The sequence below is a fragment of the Gracilibacillus halotolerans genome, assembly GCF_014206945.1.
GTDB lineage: Bacteria > Bacillota > Bacilli > Bacillales > Amphibacillaceae > Gracilibacillus > Gracilibacillus halotolerans.
Map to the genome: position 1 here is coordinate 116,615 of NZ_JACHON010000004.1, position 15,707 is coordinate 132,321.

The 15,707-nt window shown below is 36.3% G+C and carries 17 protein-coding genes; 4 read left to right on the forward strand and 13 right to left on the reverse strand.

The window, feature by feature from the left end; all coding sequences use genetic code 11:
* Positions 1-167: 167 nt before the first annotated feature.
* The 4 genes from GGQ92_RS07240 to yabG all read right to left on the reverse strand — a co-directional run bounded on the left by GGQ92_RS07240 (position 168) and on the right by yabG (position 3,242).
* On the reverse strand, positions 168-416 hold the full coding sequence (locus GGQ92_RS07240; protein ID WP_184246322.1) for a hypothetical protein: 249 nt from the start codon (positions 414-416) through the stop codon (positions 168-170).
* 134 nt (positions 417-550) lie between these two features.
* A complete protein-coding gene (locus GGQ92_RS07245) occupies positions 551-760 on the reverse strand; it encodes a small, acid-soluble spore protein, alpha/beta type (RefSeq protein ID WP_184246325.1) in 210 nt (69 codons plus the stop codon).
* A gap of 87 nt (positions 761-847) precedes the next feature.
* Positions 848-2,233 carry a class II fumarate hydratase gene (gene fumC / locus GGQ92_RS07250; protein WP_184246328.1) on the reverse strand — a complete coding sequence of 462 codons (1,386 nt, stop codon included), beginning with the start codon at positions 2,231-2,233 and terminating at the stop codon, positions 848-850.
* A 148-nt stretch (positions 2,234-2,381) separates the two neighbouring features.
* Positions 2,382-3,242, reverse strand: a complete 861-nt coding sequence (yabG, locus tag GGQ92_RS07255; RefSeq protein WP_184246330.1) for a sporulation peptidase YabG — start codon at positions 3,240-3,242, stop codon at positions 2,382-2,384.
* A 353-nt stretch (positions 3,243-3,595) separates the two neighbouring features.
* On the opposite strand from yabG, the gene ahpC reads away from it, so the two are divergent.
* Positions 3,596-4,159 (forward strand): alkyl hydroperoxide reductase subunit C, encoded by a 564-nt coding sequence (gene ahpC / locus GGQ92_RS07260; RefSeq protein ID WP_184246333.1) that lies wholly within the window; start codon positions 3,596-3,598, stop codon positions 4,157-4,159.
* 14 nt (positions 4,160-4,173) lie between these two features.
* The gene (gene ahpF, locus GGQ92_RS07265; protein WP_184246336.1) at positions 4,174-5,700 is read left to right on the forward strand and encodes an alkyl hydroperoxide reductase subunit F; all 1,527 of its coding nucleotides are present in this window, start codon (positions 4,174-4,176) and stop codon (positions 5,698-5,700) included.
* Between the two features lie 69 nt (positions 5,701-5,769).
* Here the strand turns inward: ahpF and GGQ92_RS07270 are convergent, their stop codons facing one another.
* Both GGQ92_RS07270 and GGQ92_RS07275 read right to left on the reverse strand, forming a co-directional pair.
* The gene (locus tag GGQ92_RS07270; protein ID WP_184246338.1) at positions 5,770-6,636 is read right to left on the reverse strand and encodes a M15 family metallopeptidase; all 867 of its coding nucleotides are present in this window, start codon (positions 6,634-6,636) and stop codon (positions 5,770-5,772) included.
* Between the two features lie 295 nt (positions 6,637-6,931).
* Entirely contained in the window at positions 6,932-7,180 is a 249-nt protein-coding gene (locus GGQ92_RS07275) for an IDEAL domain-containing protein (RefSeq protein ID WP_184246340.1), read from the reverse strand.
* A 257-nt stretch (positions 7,181-7,437) separates the two neighbouring features.
* On the opposite strand from GGQ92_RS07275, the gene GGQ92_RS07280 reads away from it, so the two are divergent.
* Complete coding sequence (locus GGQ92_RS07280; protein ID WP_184246343.1) at positions 7,438-8,316, forward strand: cation diffusion facilitator family transporter; 879 nt, start codon at positions 7,438-7,440, stop codon at positions 8,314-8,316.
* A gap of 389 nt (positions 8,317-8,705) precedes the next feature.
* Here GGQ92_RS07280 and GGQ92_RS07285 read toward each other — a convergent pair whose 3' ends face one another.
* The 7 genes from GGQ92_RS07285 to GGQ92_RS07315 form a co-directional block, all read right to left on the reverse strand.
* The gene (locus tag GGQ92_RS07285) at positions 8,706-9,005 is read right to left on the reverse strand and encodes an AzlD domain-containing protein (protein WP_184246346.1); all 300 of its coding nucleotides are present in this window, start codon (positions 9,003-9,005) and stop codon (positions 8,706-8,708) included.
* Complete coding sequence (locus GGQ92_RS07290) at positions 9,002-9,715, reverse strand: AzlC family ABC transporter permease (RefSeq protein WP_184246349.1); 714 nt, start codon at positions 9,713-9,715, stop codon at positions 9,002-9,004. Before GGQ92_RS07290 ends, GGQ92_RS07285 begins: the two co-directional genes overlap by 4 nt.
* Before the next feature lie 11 nt (positions 9,716-9,726).
* A complete protein-coding gene (gene map / locus GGQ92_RS07295; protein WP_184246352.1) occupies positions 9,727-10,488 on the reverse strand; it encodes a type I methionyl aminopeptidase in 762 nt (253 codons plus the stop codon).
* 147 nt (positions 10,489-10,635) lie between these two features.
* Positions 10,636-10,740, reverse strand: a complete 105-nt coding sequence (locus GGQ92_RS07300) for a YjcZ family sporulation protein (RefSeq protein ID WP_184246355.1) — start codon at positions 10,738-10,740, stop codon at positions 10,636-10,638.
* A 211-nt stretch (positions 10,741-10,951) separates the two neighbouring features.
* Positions 10,952-11,707 (reverse strand): SDR family NAD(P)-dependent oxidoreductase, encoded by a 756-nt coding sequence (locus GGQ92_RS07305; protein WP_184246358.1) that lies wholly within the window; start codon positions 11,705-11,707, stop codon positions 10,952-10,954.
* 11 nt (positions 11,708-11,718) lie between these two features.
* Positions 11,719-12,852 (reverse strand): trans-sulfuration enzyme family protein, encoded by a 1,134-nt coding sequence (locus GGQ92_RS07310; protein ID WP_184246361.1) that lies wholly within the window; start codon positions 12,850-12,852, stop codon positions 11,719-11,721.
* A gap of 105 nt (positions 12,853-12,957) precedes the next feature.
* Positions 12,958-13,800, reverse strand: coding sequence for a DegV family protein (locus GGQ92_RS07315; RefSeq protein ID WP_184246364.1), 843 nt, complete (start codon positions 13,798-13,800; stop codon positions 12,958-12,960).
* A gap of 410 nt (positions 13,801-14,210) precedes the next feature.
* Between GGQ92_RS07315 and GGQ92_RS07320 the strand changes: the two genes are divergently transcribed.
* Positions 14,211-15,599: an ATP-binding protein gene (locus GGQ92_RS07320; RefSeq protein ID WP_184246367.1), complete on the forward strand. Its 1,389-nt coding sequence runs from the start codon at positions 14,211-14,213 to the stop codon at positions 15,597-15,599.
* The last annotated feature ends 108 nt before the right edge of the window (positions 15,600-15,707 follow it).

Genomic DNA, 15,707 nt, shown 5'->3' on the forward strand with positions numbered 1-15,707 from the left:
TAAAAAATTAGGATAAATAGAGTGTTGGCCAGAAAGACGTTGCCACCGTATGTGATGTTATTAGCCTTTCTACGGATTTGTATAAATTCAATGAATGCGAACGCCTGCACATGGCTTATCGCTAGCCAAGTTTTCTTTATGTCGGCTGTATCAATGAGATTCATGTATTACATTCGTTCTTGTACTACAATCTCTTCATCATAATTACAAATAGAGCAAACTGCTAAATGGATACATTGCTTTTTATTAGATGAGTCCGCAATTCCGTCTATTAATTTAGCGTCTTCCGCTTCTATATACGGTGCGTAATCACCATGATAATCCACTGCTTTTCCTGCATCCATCATAATATTTTCACAAGCTGGACAATGCTTATTTAATTCTTCCATTCCGTTACACAAATAACAAATCGTCATTGTTTGTTTCCCCCTAGTTGTTATTCGATTCATCCTAGTTTTTGGGGAATCATATTAAATTATTCTTTATTATTAAAAAACTGTCAGGGATAAGTCTCTTTTCCCCTGACAGTTCTTATTATAATTAGTTTATATTATTGTTGTTGTTGAGAACCGCTGAATTGTTGTTCAGACATTTGTACTAGACGTTTTGTAATTTCGCCACCAACAGAACCGTTAGCGCGAGATGTTGAATCTGCACCTAAATTTACTCCAAATTCTTGTGCAATTTCAGTTTTCATTTGATCAAGTGCTTGCTCTACTCCTGGCACTAGTAATTGGTTGGAATTATTGTTGCTTGCCACTATGATCACCTCCTGTACACACTATTGTGGACAGAAAGACAATCTATATGCAATTTTAATATTAGTAAATTCTAACATCTATCTAGATTACTTTGGATAAGTCATTTCTTCAGGCTTAATCCATTCATCAAATTGTTCTTCTGTTAATAAACCTAATTCAACAGCAGTTTCCTTCAACGTCTTGTTATCTTCATACGCTTTTTTAGCTATTTTAGCCGCATTTTCGTAGCCAATATGCGGGTTTAATGCAGTAACTAGCATCAGTGAATCCGTTAGATTCTTCTCAATTTGCTCATGATTCGGCTCAATACCTACTGCACAACGATCGTTAAACGACACCATACTATCCGCAAGTAGTTGTGCGGACTGTAAGAAGTTATAAGCAATTACTGGTTTGTAAACATTTAGTTCGAAATTACCTTGACTTGCCGCAAATCCAATCGCCGCATCATTCCCCATAACTTGTGTAACAACCATTGTAATGGCTTCACTCTGTGTCGGGTTTACTTTACCTGGCATAATCGAACTACCTGGTTCATTTGCTGGGATTGTAATTTCTCCAATTCCACAACGTGGACCACTTGCAAGCCATCGAACATCATTCGCAATTTTCATTAAATCGGCAGCAAGACCTTTCAGGGCACCATGAGAATAAACCAATTCATCGTGACTTGTTAAGGCATGAAATTTATTTTGTGCCGAAACAAACTCTTTCCCAGTGTACTCACTTATCTTTGCGGAAACACGTTCTGATAATTCTGGATGAGCGTTTAATCCAGTTCCCACGGCTGTTCCACCAATAGCAAGTTCTCTAATGTATGGAATACTATCTTTTATCATTGCCTCCGATTTTTCAAGCATGCGGTGCCAACCACTAATTTCTTGTCCTAACGTTAATGGTGTAGCATCTTGGAGGTGTGTACGACCTATTTTAACGATATCCTGAAACGCTTCCATTTTTTCTTTAAATGTAGCTTTTAAACGTTGCAATGCAGGTAATACAGCATCTTCTAATTTAAGCAATGCTGCAATGTGCAACGCTGTTGGATATGTATCATTAGAACTCTGTGATTGGTTGACATCGTCATTCGGATGAAGACGAACATCACTACCCTTTTCCTCTAAATATTGATTCCCAACATATGCAATTACTTCGTTAACATTCATATTGGATTGTGTACCGCTCCCAGTTTGCCATACAACTAATGGGAAGTGTTCGAATAGTTCTCCTGCGATAATTTTATCCGCTGCGTAGAGAATCGCATCCTTTTTTTCTTCTTCCATTTTTCCAAGTTCGTAATTTACAATAGCAACACTTCTTTTTAGTATCGCAAACGCTTCAATAATTTCTAACGGCATTTTTTCATTACCGATTGGGAAATTCTCTTTACTACGTTGGGTTTGTGCTCCCCAATACTTATCTTTTGCTACTTTAATCTCACCTATTGTATCTCTCTCAATACGATAATCCACTTGCCTCTCTCCCTTGTCCCTTATTGATTTCATTTCACTCTATATTGTAGCAAAAAAAAGGGAGCATGTAGATTAAAATATACTTTCACTTTATGTAAAAAAGGAAATTGGCTAACGTTGAATAACTACGATAGCCTTCCCTACTTTATTATTTATTTTCCATGTATGGAATGCCCGTACGATATAATCCTCTCGTTTCCATTCCACCTAATCCCTTTTCCCCTGTAAAGGTATTGCTAATTACGTCATAAACATTAATTTTATCCATAAATGATGTATATGCGATTTTTGCTACAACGTATACTGGATCAAGAGCGTGAATGTTAATGCGCTCAGGTGAACTAGCAAAATTGGCGCCTGCACGTATTAAGGACTCAAAATGAGATTGGCAGGCACCAGCAAAAATAACTAGTTGATCCAGATGTGAAGTATGAGTTCGCGCGATTCGGACCGCTTCAGCAAAAAAACGCGAATTTCGATAAGCCTTTATATCTCTTTTCTCTCCCTTTGATTCAGAATAAGAGTCGTGACCAGTAATAACAAGTACATCAGGCTTGATTTTTTCAAGCAATTCACTCATATGAAGTGGAACTTCATGTTCTTCCATATATACTCCGTGAACTTGTAAACCTAGCTTTTTATACAACTCAATACACTTTTTTAAATAAAGTCGATCACCGTCAATATGAAGGACTTTTACTGGTATTTGGAATCTTTGTACATTTCTCGGCAAGTCTTTTTTATCCTCCATGTTTTTCTTGTTTTTCATTAATTGGTAATCTTGGCGAAACAATCGATAGGAATATTCTTCCTTCTCCTTCATTTCTTCTTCGCGCTTTCGTAAATCATCGTCCCCTAATACACGTAAATCGTCTGGAGGTGCATCTGCTTCTAATCGTAAATCCTCGCCATGTAAAACTACTTGATTATTTATAATTCCTTTTATTCGAAATACAATATCATGTTCATAAGAGTACCTTGTAACTAGCATACCTGTAGAAAGCTTCATTCCTATCACTCCAATGTCAAACAAAGTTCCTGTGTTATAACCTATGTTCTCTAGTCCTTTATTGTGAAAATGGTTGAAAATATTCTCAATTTTCAAAAATAAATGAGAATGTAATAGTCAAGGGATAGCCTATAAAAAAAGTGGAGATAGTATAGAGGATGATGCTTCCTTGGTAAATAGTATAAAACGTTCTCAAAATGTCCATATTTGGTTTGCTTGACAAAGGTCGACAGTGTGTATTTATAATAGATATGAGCTTAAAATTATTATATTCTTATTCGGATTCCAATATGGGAGAACAATGAGGATATAATAAAAAAAATATTCAACTATCTTAAGGAGGACGATCTTACATGTCTTTAGTAGGAAAAGAAGTACTACCTTTTAAAGCGCAAGCATTTCAGCAAGGGGATTTTCTAGAAGTAACAGAGGAAAATTTTAAAGGTCAATGGAGCGTTGTTTGCTTCTATCCAGCAGATTTCACGTTCGTATGTCCTACAGAATTGGAAGATTTGCAAGCTTATTACGGAGAACTTAAAGAATTAGGTGTTGAGGTGTATTCTGTATCTACTGATACACACTTTACTCATAAAGCATGGCATGAACATTCTCCTGCCATTGGGAAGATTGAATATATTATGATCGGTGACCCTTCTCAAACAATTTCACGTAACTTTGAAGTTCTTAGAGAAGAAGAAGGTTTAGCGGATCGCGGTACATTTATTATTGATCCAGATGGAATCATCCAAGCTGTTGAAATTAACGCTGATGGAATTGGCCGTGATGCAAGTACGTTAATTAACAAAATCAAAGCTGCACAGTACGTGCGTAATAATCCAGGTGAAGTTTGTCCAGCTAAATGGGAAGAAGGCGAAGATACTTTAAAACCTAGCTTAGACCTAGTAGGTAAAATTTAAGGGGAAGATATTAAATGCTAGATAAAGATATTAAAGCACAATTAAATGAATACTTGAAGCTACTAGAAAATGATATTGTCATCAAAGTAAATTCTGGTTCAGACAATTCTTCTAAAGAATTGTCTGACTTTGTTACAGAGATTGCTGATATGAGTGATAGAATCACAGTAGAAAAAGCAGACCTTCCAAGAGTGCCAAGCTTTAGTCTTAACCGAAAAGGTGAAGACAATGGAGTCATTTTCGCTGGGGTTCCGTTAGGTCATGAGTTCACTTCTTTTGTACTTGCTCTATTACAAGTAAGTGGACGCCCACCTAAAGTAGAAGAGAGTACGATTAAACAAATTAAGAAGCTTGAGGGGACGTATCATTTCGAAACATATGTAAGTTTGACTTGTCAGAATTGCCCTGATGTTGTACAAGCACTTAATTTGATGAGTGTTGTAAATCCTAATATTACTCATACAATGGTCGACGGTGCAGTATTTAAAGAGGAAGTAGAAGCAAAAGATATTATGGCAGTTCCAAGCATCTATCTAAACGGAGAGCCATTCTTGAATGGCCGTCAAACACTTGATAGTATCCTTCAAGAATTAGGTAGCTCTGTAGATATGTCAGAACTAGAAGAAAAAGACCCATTTGATGTACTAGTTGTTGGTGGAGGTCCAGCTGGTGCAAGTGCAGCTATTTATGCCGCTAGAAAAGGTATTCGTACTGGAATTATTGCGGACCGTTTTGGTGGACAAGTCCAAGATACACTTGGAATTGAGAACTTCATTACAACAAAGTATACAGAAGGTCCTAAGTTAGTTGCTAGCATGGAAGAACATGTTAGAGACTACGACATCGATATTATGAATAATCAAACAGCAAAGTCGTTAGCTAAAAAAGACCTTTTTGAGGTTGAATTAGAAAGCGGCGCTGTAATTAAAGGTAAATCTGTTATTCTATCTACTGGTGCACGCTGGCGTGAAATTGGTGTACCTGGTGAAAAAGAATTCAAAAACAAAGGGGTAGCATACTGTCCACACTGTGACGGACCAATTTTTGAAGGGAAAGACGTTGCAGTTATCGGTGGAGGTAACTCTGGAGTAGAAGCAGCTATTGATTTGGCTGGTATTGTGAAACATGTAACAGTACTTGAATTCTTACCTGAACTAAAAGCTGATGCTGTTCTACAGGAAAGATTACGTAGTCTACCTAACGTAACTGTAATTACAAATGTAGCAACAGAAGAAATTTACGGAAGCGACAAAGTAGAAGGTATCCGCTATAAAGATCGCGATACTGGCGAATCTCACGAGATCGCACTTCAAGGTGTATTTGTTCAAATCGGCCTAGTTCCAAACACAGAGTGGCTAAAGGAAACAGTTGAAATGAATAAATTTGGTGAAATTATCGTAGACGAGCACAATATGACAAGTGTACCTGGTGTATTTGCAGCAGGTGACTGTACAAATAGTGCCTACAAACAAATTATAATTTCAATGGGGTCAGGTGCAACTGCATCATTAGGAGCATTTGATTACCTAATTAGAAATTAGCTAGAAAAAAGAGGTTAGGGATCTTATCCCCAACCTCTTTTTTGCGTCCAAATCTATTGGAGGCTTGCTTTATTCATTAAATAACCCAAAAAACTCTTCTAAAGTAAGTTGCTGTTTATAAATCTCCGTTGCTAATTCTTTTCCAACATAACGCAAATGCCATGGTTCATAGTTATACCCTGTAATGTTTTCTTTCCCATCTGGATAGCGAATAATAAACCCTGCGCGATGAGCATTTTCATCTAACCATTGTCCTTCATCCGTATCAATAAAGGAGGGCTCTAAAACAGAAACGCGTTGACTAGATGCAACATCCATAGCTAATCCTGTTTGATGCTCACTAGTACCTGGTTTTGCTGAGTATTGATTCGCATGCTCTTCCCCATTTTTTTCTACACTATTATTGTAGATAACTTCTTGGCGATTATAAGACCTGTAGCCTGAAACAGCTACTAGCTCTATTCCCTCTTTCTCCGCGATTGCGAATAACTCTTCAAGGGCGTGTGCAGCCTCTTGTCTCATCTGACGTTTAGGATCTCCTTCACCTGCATGAAATTCGACATCTGGTTCGACTAAGTCAGGTGGTTCATATCCTTCTGGAAGTCTTCGCTCTTTATTCACAATAACCTCTATACTCTCTGGATTCGGTACAATAACAAGTCCGTTTTCATCACGTTGTAAAACTGTCTCGATTGCCTCTTCCTCTGTTTCCTCTTTGTTCGTGTCTGTTTCTTCTCGAGAAACTTCATTGTTTTCGTCTTGTTCTACTTCTCTATTTAATGTTTCTTCATTGTTTACTGATTCTTCGATTTGTTGGTTTTCTTGTTCGTTGTTACTATTGGAATTCCAATCTATTCCTAATTGTTCGCAACCAGCTATGAGCACTACAAAAATAAAGCTTCCGCTAATTAGCCATTTTTTATTACGATTTAACATGTATTAATTCCACCTTTAAATATCTTGTTGTTTATACAGTAGATGTTATATTCCATTCAAATAGAACGGGCTCTATTAATTTTTCATAAATAGAATGTGACATTCTTAACTATATCATAACAAAAGGTCATATTGTGTAAAATAATTTTCCAATCAATTTAACTATTATAGTATTTTTGGAAAAAGAAAACACCCACCTCTCATCTATGTAGATAATAAAGGTGGGTGTTTTGCTATTTGTCCATGAAGTTCATATACAATCATCAAGGAGTGATATTTATCAAATTGTTTTATTTCACTTAGAGTCATTTATATACGTAACGTAAATCTTACTTAATTGAATAAAGGCTTCTTTATCTTTTTTATCTAATGCATCATCAATTAGTTGTTGCAAGCGTGCCTTATTCCATTCATATTTCAATTCATCTAATACTAATTTAGAAGCCAATTTCATCTCAAATGTGATCTCTTTCCTCGCATGTATTACAGGGTGGAAATTATACACAAAGTTTCTTAGTCGATAAATCGTTTTCTCTTTTTTCATGTTGCACGCCTCCTTCATTTTACTATATGCACGGTTGTTCAATGTGTGATAAGTTATTATTCTATTCCCACCACTTTATCACTGTAAACGTATGAATAATCGTTCGTTAGTAGACAAGGCTTCTCGTTCTTTGATAAGCTTGATATACTTATTTCCTATTTTAAAATTTAGTGAAAGAATTTATATCTTTGTGTTAAACTAAAATGTCTAAACGAGCTTTGGTGACGATAATGAAATATATGTAATGGAGGTGCGTAATGGATCCATACCACTATATTAAAGAGGGAGAAAAAGGTGCTTGGCTTAGTATTATCACGTATCTTTTGCTCGCTACTTTTAAATTAATTATGGCTCACATTGGTCATTCATCTGCATTACGTGCCGATGGATTAAATAATGCTACAGATGTTATTGCCTCTATAGCTGTCCTAATCGGCTTAAAAATATCTCGTAAGCCTCCAGACGAAGACCATCATTATGGTCATTTCCGCGCTGAAATGATTGCTTCATTAATTGCTGCTTTCATTATGATGACGATTGGAATTCAAGTTCTAATAAATACGTTTCAAATTTTTATCAATAATGAGTTTCAGCAACCTGACATGCTTACTGCTTGGACAGCTCTCGTTTGTGCCATTATTATGTTTGCTGTATATTTTTATAATTTACGTCTCGGAAAAAGGATAAATAGTTCAGCAATCATGGCTGTCGCACAAGACAATAAAGCCGATGCTTTAGTTAGTATTGGAGCGTTTGTTGGTATTATGGGCGCTCAGTTTCATTTGTATTGGTTAGACCCTTTGGCCGGATTAATTGTTGGTATCATCATTTGTTATACAGCTTGGCATATTTTCCGTGATGCGACACATACATTGACGGACGGCTTCCAGCCTAAGAAAATTAAGAAAATAAAAGAGAGCATCGAACAAAATCCAAATGTTTTAGGTATTAAAGATGTAAAAGGTCGACTCCATGGAAATCAAGCTTTAGTTGATATTACCATTCTTGTAGACCCTCACCTTACCGTCAAAGAAAGTCATATTATTGCAGATCATATTGAGGAAAAATTAAGCGAGGAACATGCTATACCACATGCACAAATTCATATCGAACCCTACGAAGAAGACAATCATTAAAGCAAGAAAAGCGCAAGCGCCTTGTTTATCCCCGACAAGCTTAAGTAAGGGTTGGCGTGGCGCTCTTTGCCTTAGAACAGCATTACTTAAGACCTCGAGGGGGGAGTTGCTGGAGCTAGACAAATCAATCAGAATTTTATGCTTCCTCACCTTACAAAAAAGCACGAAACCTCTCATAGAGATTTCGTGTTTTTTATGAATCAAAACAACATTAGATTATGAGAAGTCAATATCCGATTCTTACAGGGTAACATTGGATATGGACGGTTCAACATTAGATTCTAGTCGTGTAATATTAGATTTTCAAAATGAATATCGGATTCCATAGACATAACATAGGATATCGGTTGTTACATAACATAAATTTTAATTGTATCTATCTCTTATACTCAGAAAAAGTGCTGCAATGAATATACTACACCAATGGCGCTTAATACAACGAGTAGTATATGGACACGGAGCCAAGCTAGTGTAATAGCGATAACTCCAGCAACAAGTCCAATCCACGGCTTGTCAGGTATCGTATTCATGATTCCTGGAAATATCAATGCACCTAATGCAGCATAAGGAATTGCTTTTAACCACTTTTCTAACCACTCAGGAAATTTAATAGAATCCATAATGAAAGCAGGAAGGACACGAGGGATAAAGGTGACAAGAGCCATACCAATAATTATAATCCAAATCATTCTTTATCCTCCTCCAAAACAAACACTCCAACAGTAGCTCCTATGATGGTTCCCACAACAATTCCCCAACCTTGTCCTATGTAAGGTTCTACTAAGAAGTTTATCACCATAGCCGTTAAACTAATCCATATAATTTTCTTGTGTTTTTTTATTGAAGGAATAAGTAAACCGATAAACATCGCATATAGGGCTACTCCCATACTTTGACTTAATCCTGCTGGGATAATGTCACCTAGTATACCTCCAAGAAAGGAACCAGACACCCATGATAAATAGGACGTAATCATAATCGTTCCATAAAAATAATTACTATATGGCTTGTCCGCCTTTTCATAATGAATCGATGATACAGAAAATGTTTCATCTGTTAATAAAGTAGTTAATAAAAGTTTTGCTCTTTTTGAGAACTTACTAATTTGGTGTGTAAGGGAAAGACTAAGGATAAAATGCCTAAAGTTCAGCACAAAGGTAGCAATGATGATTTCCATTGCACTTATCCCCATACCTATCATACCTGCACCCATAAATTGACCAGCGCCTGCGTATACAAGTAGACTCATCCCTGTCAATTCTACTAGACTGAGTCCGGCTTGCTTTGCTAATACGCCATATGCTATTGCGATTGGAATATAACCAATCACAATTGGAAGGCCCGCTAAGAAGCCATCCCTAATTTGCATTTTCTTAAGTTGTTTGTTATCCAAATTCATGGTTTTCAGTTTTACTCCTCGATAGTATCTTGATCTGTAAGTAAGATTGGTCCTTCTTTTGTAATTGCTAATGTGTGCTCAAATTGGGCAGATCTTTTTCCATCTATTGTTCGAGCTGTCCACTTATTATCATCCATTTTACTTTTCCAAGTACCTTCATTAATCATTGGTTCAATTGTTATAACCATTCCTTCTTTTAACCTTGCACCTTTACCTGGCAGACCAAAGTGAGGAATTTGCGGGTCTTCATGGATGCTTGGGCCAATACCGTGCCCAGTAAATTCTCTAACAACAGAATAACCTTCTCCTTCTGCATACTGCTGGATTGCATGGCCAATATCTCCTATACGATTTCCTGGAATCGCCATTTCTATTCCTTTATATAGGGAGGTTTTTGTAACTTCTAATAAGCGTTCTGTTTCCTCATCGGATTCGCCTACAATGTAAGTCCAAGCGGAATCAGCAAGTGCGCCATTTAAGTTAACAACCATATCAATCGTAACAATGTCCCCGTTTTTTAATTTTTCTTTACGTGGAAAACCATGGCATATTTCATCATTCACGGATGCACATGTAGCATAAGGATAACCATTGTATCCTTTTTGCTCCGGTGTAGCACCATTTTCTTTTAAGAATCCTTCTACAAATTGATCAATATCCATCGTCGTAATCCCAGGCTTTATCATTTTTTTAATTTCTCTATGGCAGCGAGCTAATAGTTTACCCGCTTGATGCATCATTTCAATTTCTCTGTTACTTTTTCTAGTGATCATTCTATACTTCCTTTCATAAGCGAAAATATCCTATTAAAGATTTTATCATATTTCCAATAAAGATGTTGTTTCACTAGCCTCCTAACTCCTTAGTACATAATAGAAAAATCAGTAGGAATGAGATTCCTACTGATTCCTTACTAAATCTTAGTATGCGCCATAACCCCAAGAAGCACCGATTATAATTAGTAAAATAAACAGTACAACGAGCAAAGCGAAACCGGAGCCGTATCCGTAATTAGCTGCACCCATTCATAATCCCTCCTTTAGTTCTTACATTCATAATTTATGAACTAAGAAGGGAAAGTGTACATCGTTTTTTGAAAATGGGTAGCTACCTAGTTTCGATCGCATATTATAGCTCGATTCCGATAGTGCTTTAATTTCCTAATAGTACATAAATAAAGCTTTGAGCTCTTAACTCAAAACTTTATTTGCACGTTGAAGATAGCCTTTTATCTTACTAAAAAATATCCTTCACACTGTAATACTCACCATTTTTTATGTTCTCTTCATCTAACAAACGATCAACCAATACTTTTGCGACAACATCTGTGCTGCGAAGTTTATTATTTGTTTTGTAATTTTTAAATTGCTCGACCTCGATAAATTGAGACGGTTCCGATGAACGAATTTCACCTTGCATATCTGTATCCATAATGCTCGGATCAAAAAGAAATACTTTATTACCTGTTTGCAGTTCCTCTTGCTCTAATGCAACTGTTCGAGTATAACGGTTTAGTCCTGCTTTAGAGGCACCATATGCTGTCCATCCATACACATTTCGGTCTGCTGCACCTGATGTAACATTTACCATGACCAACGGGAAGGAGCTATCTCTCCATGCATCCAGCCATTGATTTGTAATCATCATCGGAGTTACCAAGTTTACACGCATATGCTTTTCAATAAGAGTGGGTTCTTGCTTACCTGCTTGTTCAATTGGATGAATTAAGGCCGCATTTTGTACAAGGTGTAAAGATTCGATATTCTTCTGTTGTTTTAAGTTTTTAATAATTTGATTGAAGACTTCTGTTGTTTGTTCAATGTTGGATAAGTCTCCCGCAAAATGAGTATATGCACCTGGATAATCAGCATTTTCCAGTTGTTTATTTCCATTTCTCGCAATTCCAATGACATGAAAGGATGCTTGCATTAACAGCTTAGCAATGGATTCCCCCAATCCTTTCGATGTACCAGTAACTACTGCATATTTCATACGACCACCCCTTAAATGGATTGTTGTAATGCATGCTTAAATGTAGAAACTATATCTTGACTATCCTCTATACCGACAGACACACGAACGATTTTATCTGTAACACCTAGTTTGTCTCGTTCACTCTTTTCAATGTTTCGATGTGACGTACCTGCTGGATATGAAACGGATGTCTCGACACCTGCCAAAGTAGCAACTATTTTAATCCAATCTAAATTTCTAAAAAATTGATTGATATCTGCTTGTGGAGCTAATTTTAATGTGACGATTGCACCATTTCCTTTTTCGGAGACATTGTTCGGATAATAGACGTGTTCAATTGCTTGATTGTCTTTTAACGCCTCTGCAAGCAAACGTGCATTTTTCACATGCCTTTCCATTCTTACCGCAAGTGTTTTTATTCCTCTTACTGTTAACCAAGCTTCAAACGGACTTAGATTAGCACCTAAATTAACACATTTCGTTCTAGCCTTCTCTATTAATCTAGTATGTCCAGTCAGCACACCAGCTGTTATGTCGCTGTGGCCACCAAGGTATTTTGTAGCACTATGAACAACTAAGTCGATTCCTTTTGAATAAGGCTGAACTAAATAAGGTGTTGCAAATGTGTTATCAACCATAGTTAATAAGCTATGCTTTTTTGCAACTTCGACCACCTTATCCAAGTCTTCTACCCGTAATAATGGATTGGTAATTGACTCGGTATAAAGTAGAACGGTATTTTCTTTTATATGTACTTCTAAATCTTCCTCAAAATCGATTAGAGTAACTTCAATGCCAAAACTTGTTACTTCCTTCGTGAGTAATTCTAGTGTTCCACCATAGATGTCTTTTGATGCTAGAATATGTTCACCTGGCTTAACCGCAGCCAAAATCCCTACCATAATTGCAGATAGTCCAGATGACGTAGCAATTCCATCTTCTGCCTCTTCTAGTTTTGCAACTGCCTTCCCTAATTCATCCGTATTAGGATTGCCAACTCGGGAATATAAATACGGTCGATCCCCATCATAAAAGCTTTCAATATCCTCTAAATCCGTAAAGGTGAAAGCAGAGGTTTGATGAATGGGTGTAACCTTAGTAGGAATTCCATCCTGCCTTTTCATCGATATTTGCACAGATTTCGTATCAAATGCTTGTCCCATCTAAACACACTTCCTTTTATATCTCTATCGCTTTTATTGAACACTCACTATGTATTGTAACAGTAAATAACGGAAAACGAGGAATAAAATTATCCCTCGTTACACTTACTCTTTTAACCACGAGATACATAGCGTCCCATGACCAGTGTGTACACCTGCTACAGGCACTAATGTCTGAATATGAACGATTAATTCATGATAGCGTTCCTGTATCTCACTTTTCCACTTTTCTGCTTGATCTCGTACCCCTGCATGCTGGATACAAATTTCTTTTAAGTCATGCTGTTCCATTGCATCACTTAATAACTGGAACATTTTCATTTTGGCACGTTTCTTAATTCGCACTTTATCTTTAACAATTACTTTGCCGTTATCAAATCCAAGGATAAGATGTATATTTAATAAAGATGCAAATAGTGATTGCGCTGCACTAACTCTACCACTTTTTCTTAATTGTTCAGTGTTTTGTGGCATTAAATACATCTGTGCTTGATTTGGAAGCTCGCGTAGTTTGCTCACTACCGTATCAATGCTCTCACCACTTTTTACATATTGGATACCTTTTTGAATCATTTTCCCTAATGCATAATCACCTATCTTAGAATCAATGACGGATGTTTCAAAACCGGTCATTTCAGAAGCGGATATAGAGCTCTGATATGTTCCGGTTAATTGACTGGAGGCATGAATAGCTATTCCATAATCATATTCTTTCTTCAGTTTTTCGTACAGTTCAATAAAGTCACCAAATGCAGGTTGACTAGTTTTAGCGTTATCTCCGTGTTCTTTTAAAAGCTTATAAAACTCTTCTTTCGTAATATCAATATCTTCCTTAAATGATTGTCCGTTGACCAGTACATTTAAAGGTACAATAAAGATATCATTCTCTTTTGCAAATTCTGGTGACAATCCACATGTACTGTCTGTTATCCAAGCTATTTTTTTCATTGGTACCTCCCTACAATTCCTTCTTCCTCTATTTTATCTGAAACGTACTACTAAGTAAATGTAAACTGCTGTTCAAAAGCTATCATGTCTCCATTTTGTGAAGTTCCATACATTTTTAATCAACTATCCATTTCGTACTCACTTTATGATATAAAAGGAACAAGCTATAAAATATGCATTACTATATATATCCAAATTGTGATAATCTCAAACCCGTTTACGCGATGAACAACATCATTTTACTAATGGTGAAATTTTTAATAGTATTTAACTAAGTGAGAAATTATCTATAAGATACGTGATTATTAATTCAGAATAACATTGAAACATGCACATTAAGGGATGAACTAAAACTACAAACCGACTCAGCTAATATCGAATTGGCTATTAACCATTAGTGGAGGATGAAAATGAAACTCAATAGTGTTGTTTTTAAAATCGGAACGACCATTCTATTTTTACAGCTAATTATTTTAATTCCGTTGGGATTTATCATACTGCAACTGATTCTGAACTACTCAGTAAATGAGACGGAAAGTCAGCTTGTCCAGTTATCAGAAAAATATGCTTCTCAAGTACATGAATTAGATGATCCGGAAAGTATTCAATTACTAGAGCATCTGACTGAAATGACAGAGACAAGTGCCGTTATTATTGGAGAAGATGGAGAAACAATTATACAAACAAATTTAAACGATAATATTGCAGCACCATTTTTAACTAATGAATTATCTCAACGTCTTCAGCAAGATGATACAGTAGTAAGAGAATACAATGAAGGAGGCACTACTTACTTAAAAGTTGCGCAACGTTTAACACTTTCTAATGGTGAACAAGCTACTCTCATTGTATTTTCAACCTTCGGACTTATCGGTGAATCGTTTCATAATATTGTTGTTTTAGTAATGCTTGCTAGTCTTGGAGCAGTCGTGTTGGCTACTGGATTTACTTTCTTTATTTCTAAGAAACTTGGTAGTCCACTAGTAGAAATGGAAAAAGTAGCAAAACAAATTGCTGAAAAGAAGAATTTCTCCTTACGTGTTAATTATGAGGCAAAGGACGAGATAGGCTCTCTAGCAAATGCGATTAATCACCTTTCAGATACATTGGAAAGATATCAAACGAATCGCAATGAATTTTTCTCGAATATTACACATGAATTAAAAACACCTTTAACATATGTAAAGGGATATGCAAGTGCGGTTAGACATGAAATGTATCAGTCAGAAGAAGAAAAAAATGAATTTCTCGATATTATTGAGAATGAAGCGGATCACATTAGCAATTTATTAGACGATATGATGGATTTATCAAAAATTGAAGAAGGTAAAATAGATTTAAACAAAGAAGATATTAATCTTAATCTCCTTTCAGAAGAAATGATCCGTCGAACTCAGATGCGAGCATCACAAAAAGGACTCGAACTTAATCTTGATGTACCTAAATCACCCATTTATCTATATTGTGATAAAAGTCGTATGGAGCAAATTTTTACTAACCTAATAGAGAATGCGGTCCGCTACACGGAAAAGGGAGAAATCTCACTTGCCGTACAAGAACTTTCTAATACGATACAAATTTCAATTGCTGACACAGGAATCGGTATCGAACAGGAGGATATTCCTTACCTGTTCGAACGCTTCTACCGAGTGGATAAATCGCGTTCTCGAGCTCACGGTGGGACAGGACTAGGCCTTTCCATTGTTAAAAATTTGGTTGAACTTCACGATGGGAGTATTGAAGTACAAAGTGAAGTTAATGTAGGAACTACTATCGTTTTAACCTTTCCCAAAAAGTAACAGCTGTAGTTACACGTAATCTTTACAAAAACTTAACATTAGATTCTTGCCTAAACTCATGGTTTACGCTAGCAACTTTGATATAATCGAACAGACAATCACATTATA

Coding starts and splice junctions, on each gene's coding strand:
- GGQ92_RS07240 (WP_184246322.1), bottom strand. CDS start 416: ATGACGATTTGTTATTTGTGTAACGGAATGGAAGAATTAAATAAGCAT.
- yabG (WP_184246330.1), bottom strand. CDS start 3,242: ATGAAGCTTTCTACAGGTATGCTAGTTACAAGGTACTCTTATGAACAT.
- ahpC (WP_184246333.1), top strand. CDS start 3,596: ATGTCTTTAGTAGGAAAAGAAGTACTACCTTTTAAAGCGCAAGCATTT.
- ahpF (WP_184246336.1), top strand. CDS start 4,174: ATGCTAGATAAAGATATTAAAGCACAATTAAATGAATACTTGAAGCTA.
- GGQ92_RS07270 (WP_184246338.1), bottom strand. CDS start 6,636: ATGTTAAATCGTAATAAAAAATGGCTAATTAGCGGAAGCTTTATTTTT.
- GGQ92_RS07275 (WP_184246340.1), bottom strand. CDS start 7,180: ATGAAAAAAGAGAAAACGATTTATCGACTAAGAAACTTTGTGTATAAT.
- GGQ92_RS07280 (WP_184246343.1), top strand. CDS start 7,438: ATGGATCCATACCACTATATTAAAGAGGGAGAAAAAGGTGCTTGGCTT.
- GGQ92_RS07285 (WP_184246346.1), bottom strand. CDS start 9,005: ATGATTTGGATTATAATTATTGGTATGGCTCTTGTCACCTTTATCCCT.
- GGQ92_RS07290 (WP_184246349.1), bottom strand. CDS start 9,715: ATGAATTTGGATAACAAACAACTTAAGAAAATGCAAATTAGGGATGGC.
- map (WP_184246352.1), bottom strand. CDS start 10,488: ATGATCACTAGAAAAAGTAACAGAGAAATTGAAATGATGCATCAAGCG.
- GGQ92_RS07300 (WP_184246355.1), bottom strand. CDS start 10,740: ATGGGTGCAGCTAATTACGGATACGGCTCCGGTTTCGCTTTGCTCGTT.
- GGQ92_RS07305 (WP_184246358.1), bottom strand. CDS start 11,707: ATGAAATATGCAGTAGTTACTGGTACATCGAAAGGATTGGGGGAATCC.
- GGQ92_RS07310 (WP_184246361.1), bottom strand. CDS start 12,852: ATGGGACAAGCATTTGATACGAAATCTGTGCAAATATCGATGAAAAGG.
- GGQ92_RS07315 (WP_184246364.1), bottom strand. CDS start 13,800: ATGAAAAAAATAGCTTGGATAACAGACAGTACATGTGGATTGTCACCA.
- GGQ92_RS07320 (WP_184246367.1), top strand. CDS start 14,211: ATGAAACTCAATAGTGTTGTTTTTAAAATCGGAACGACCATTCTATTT.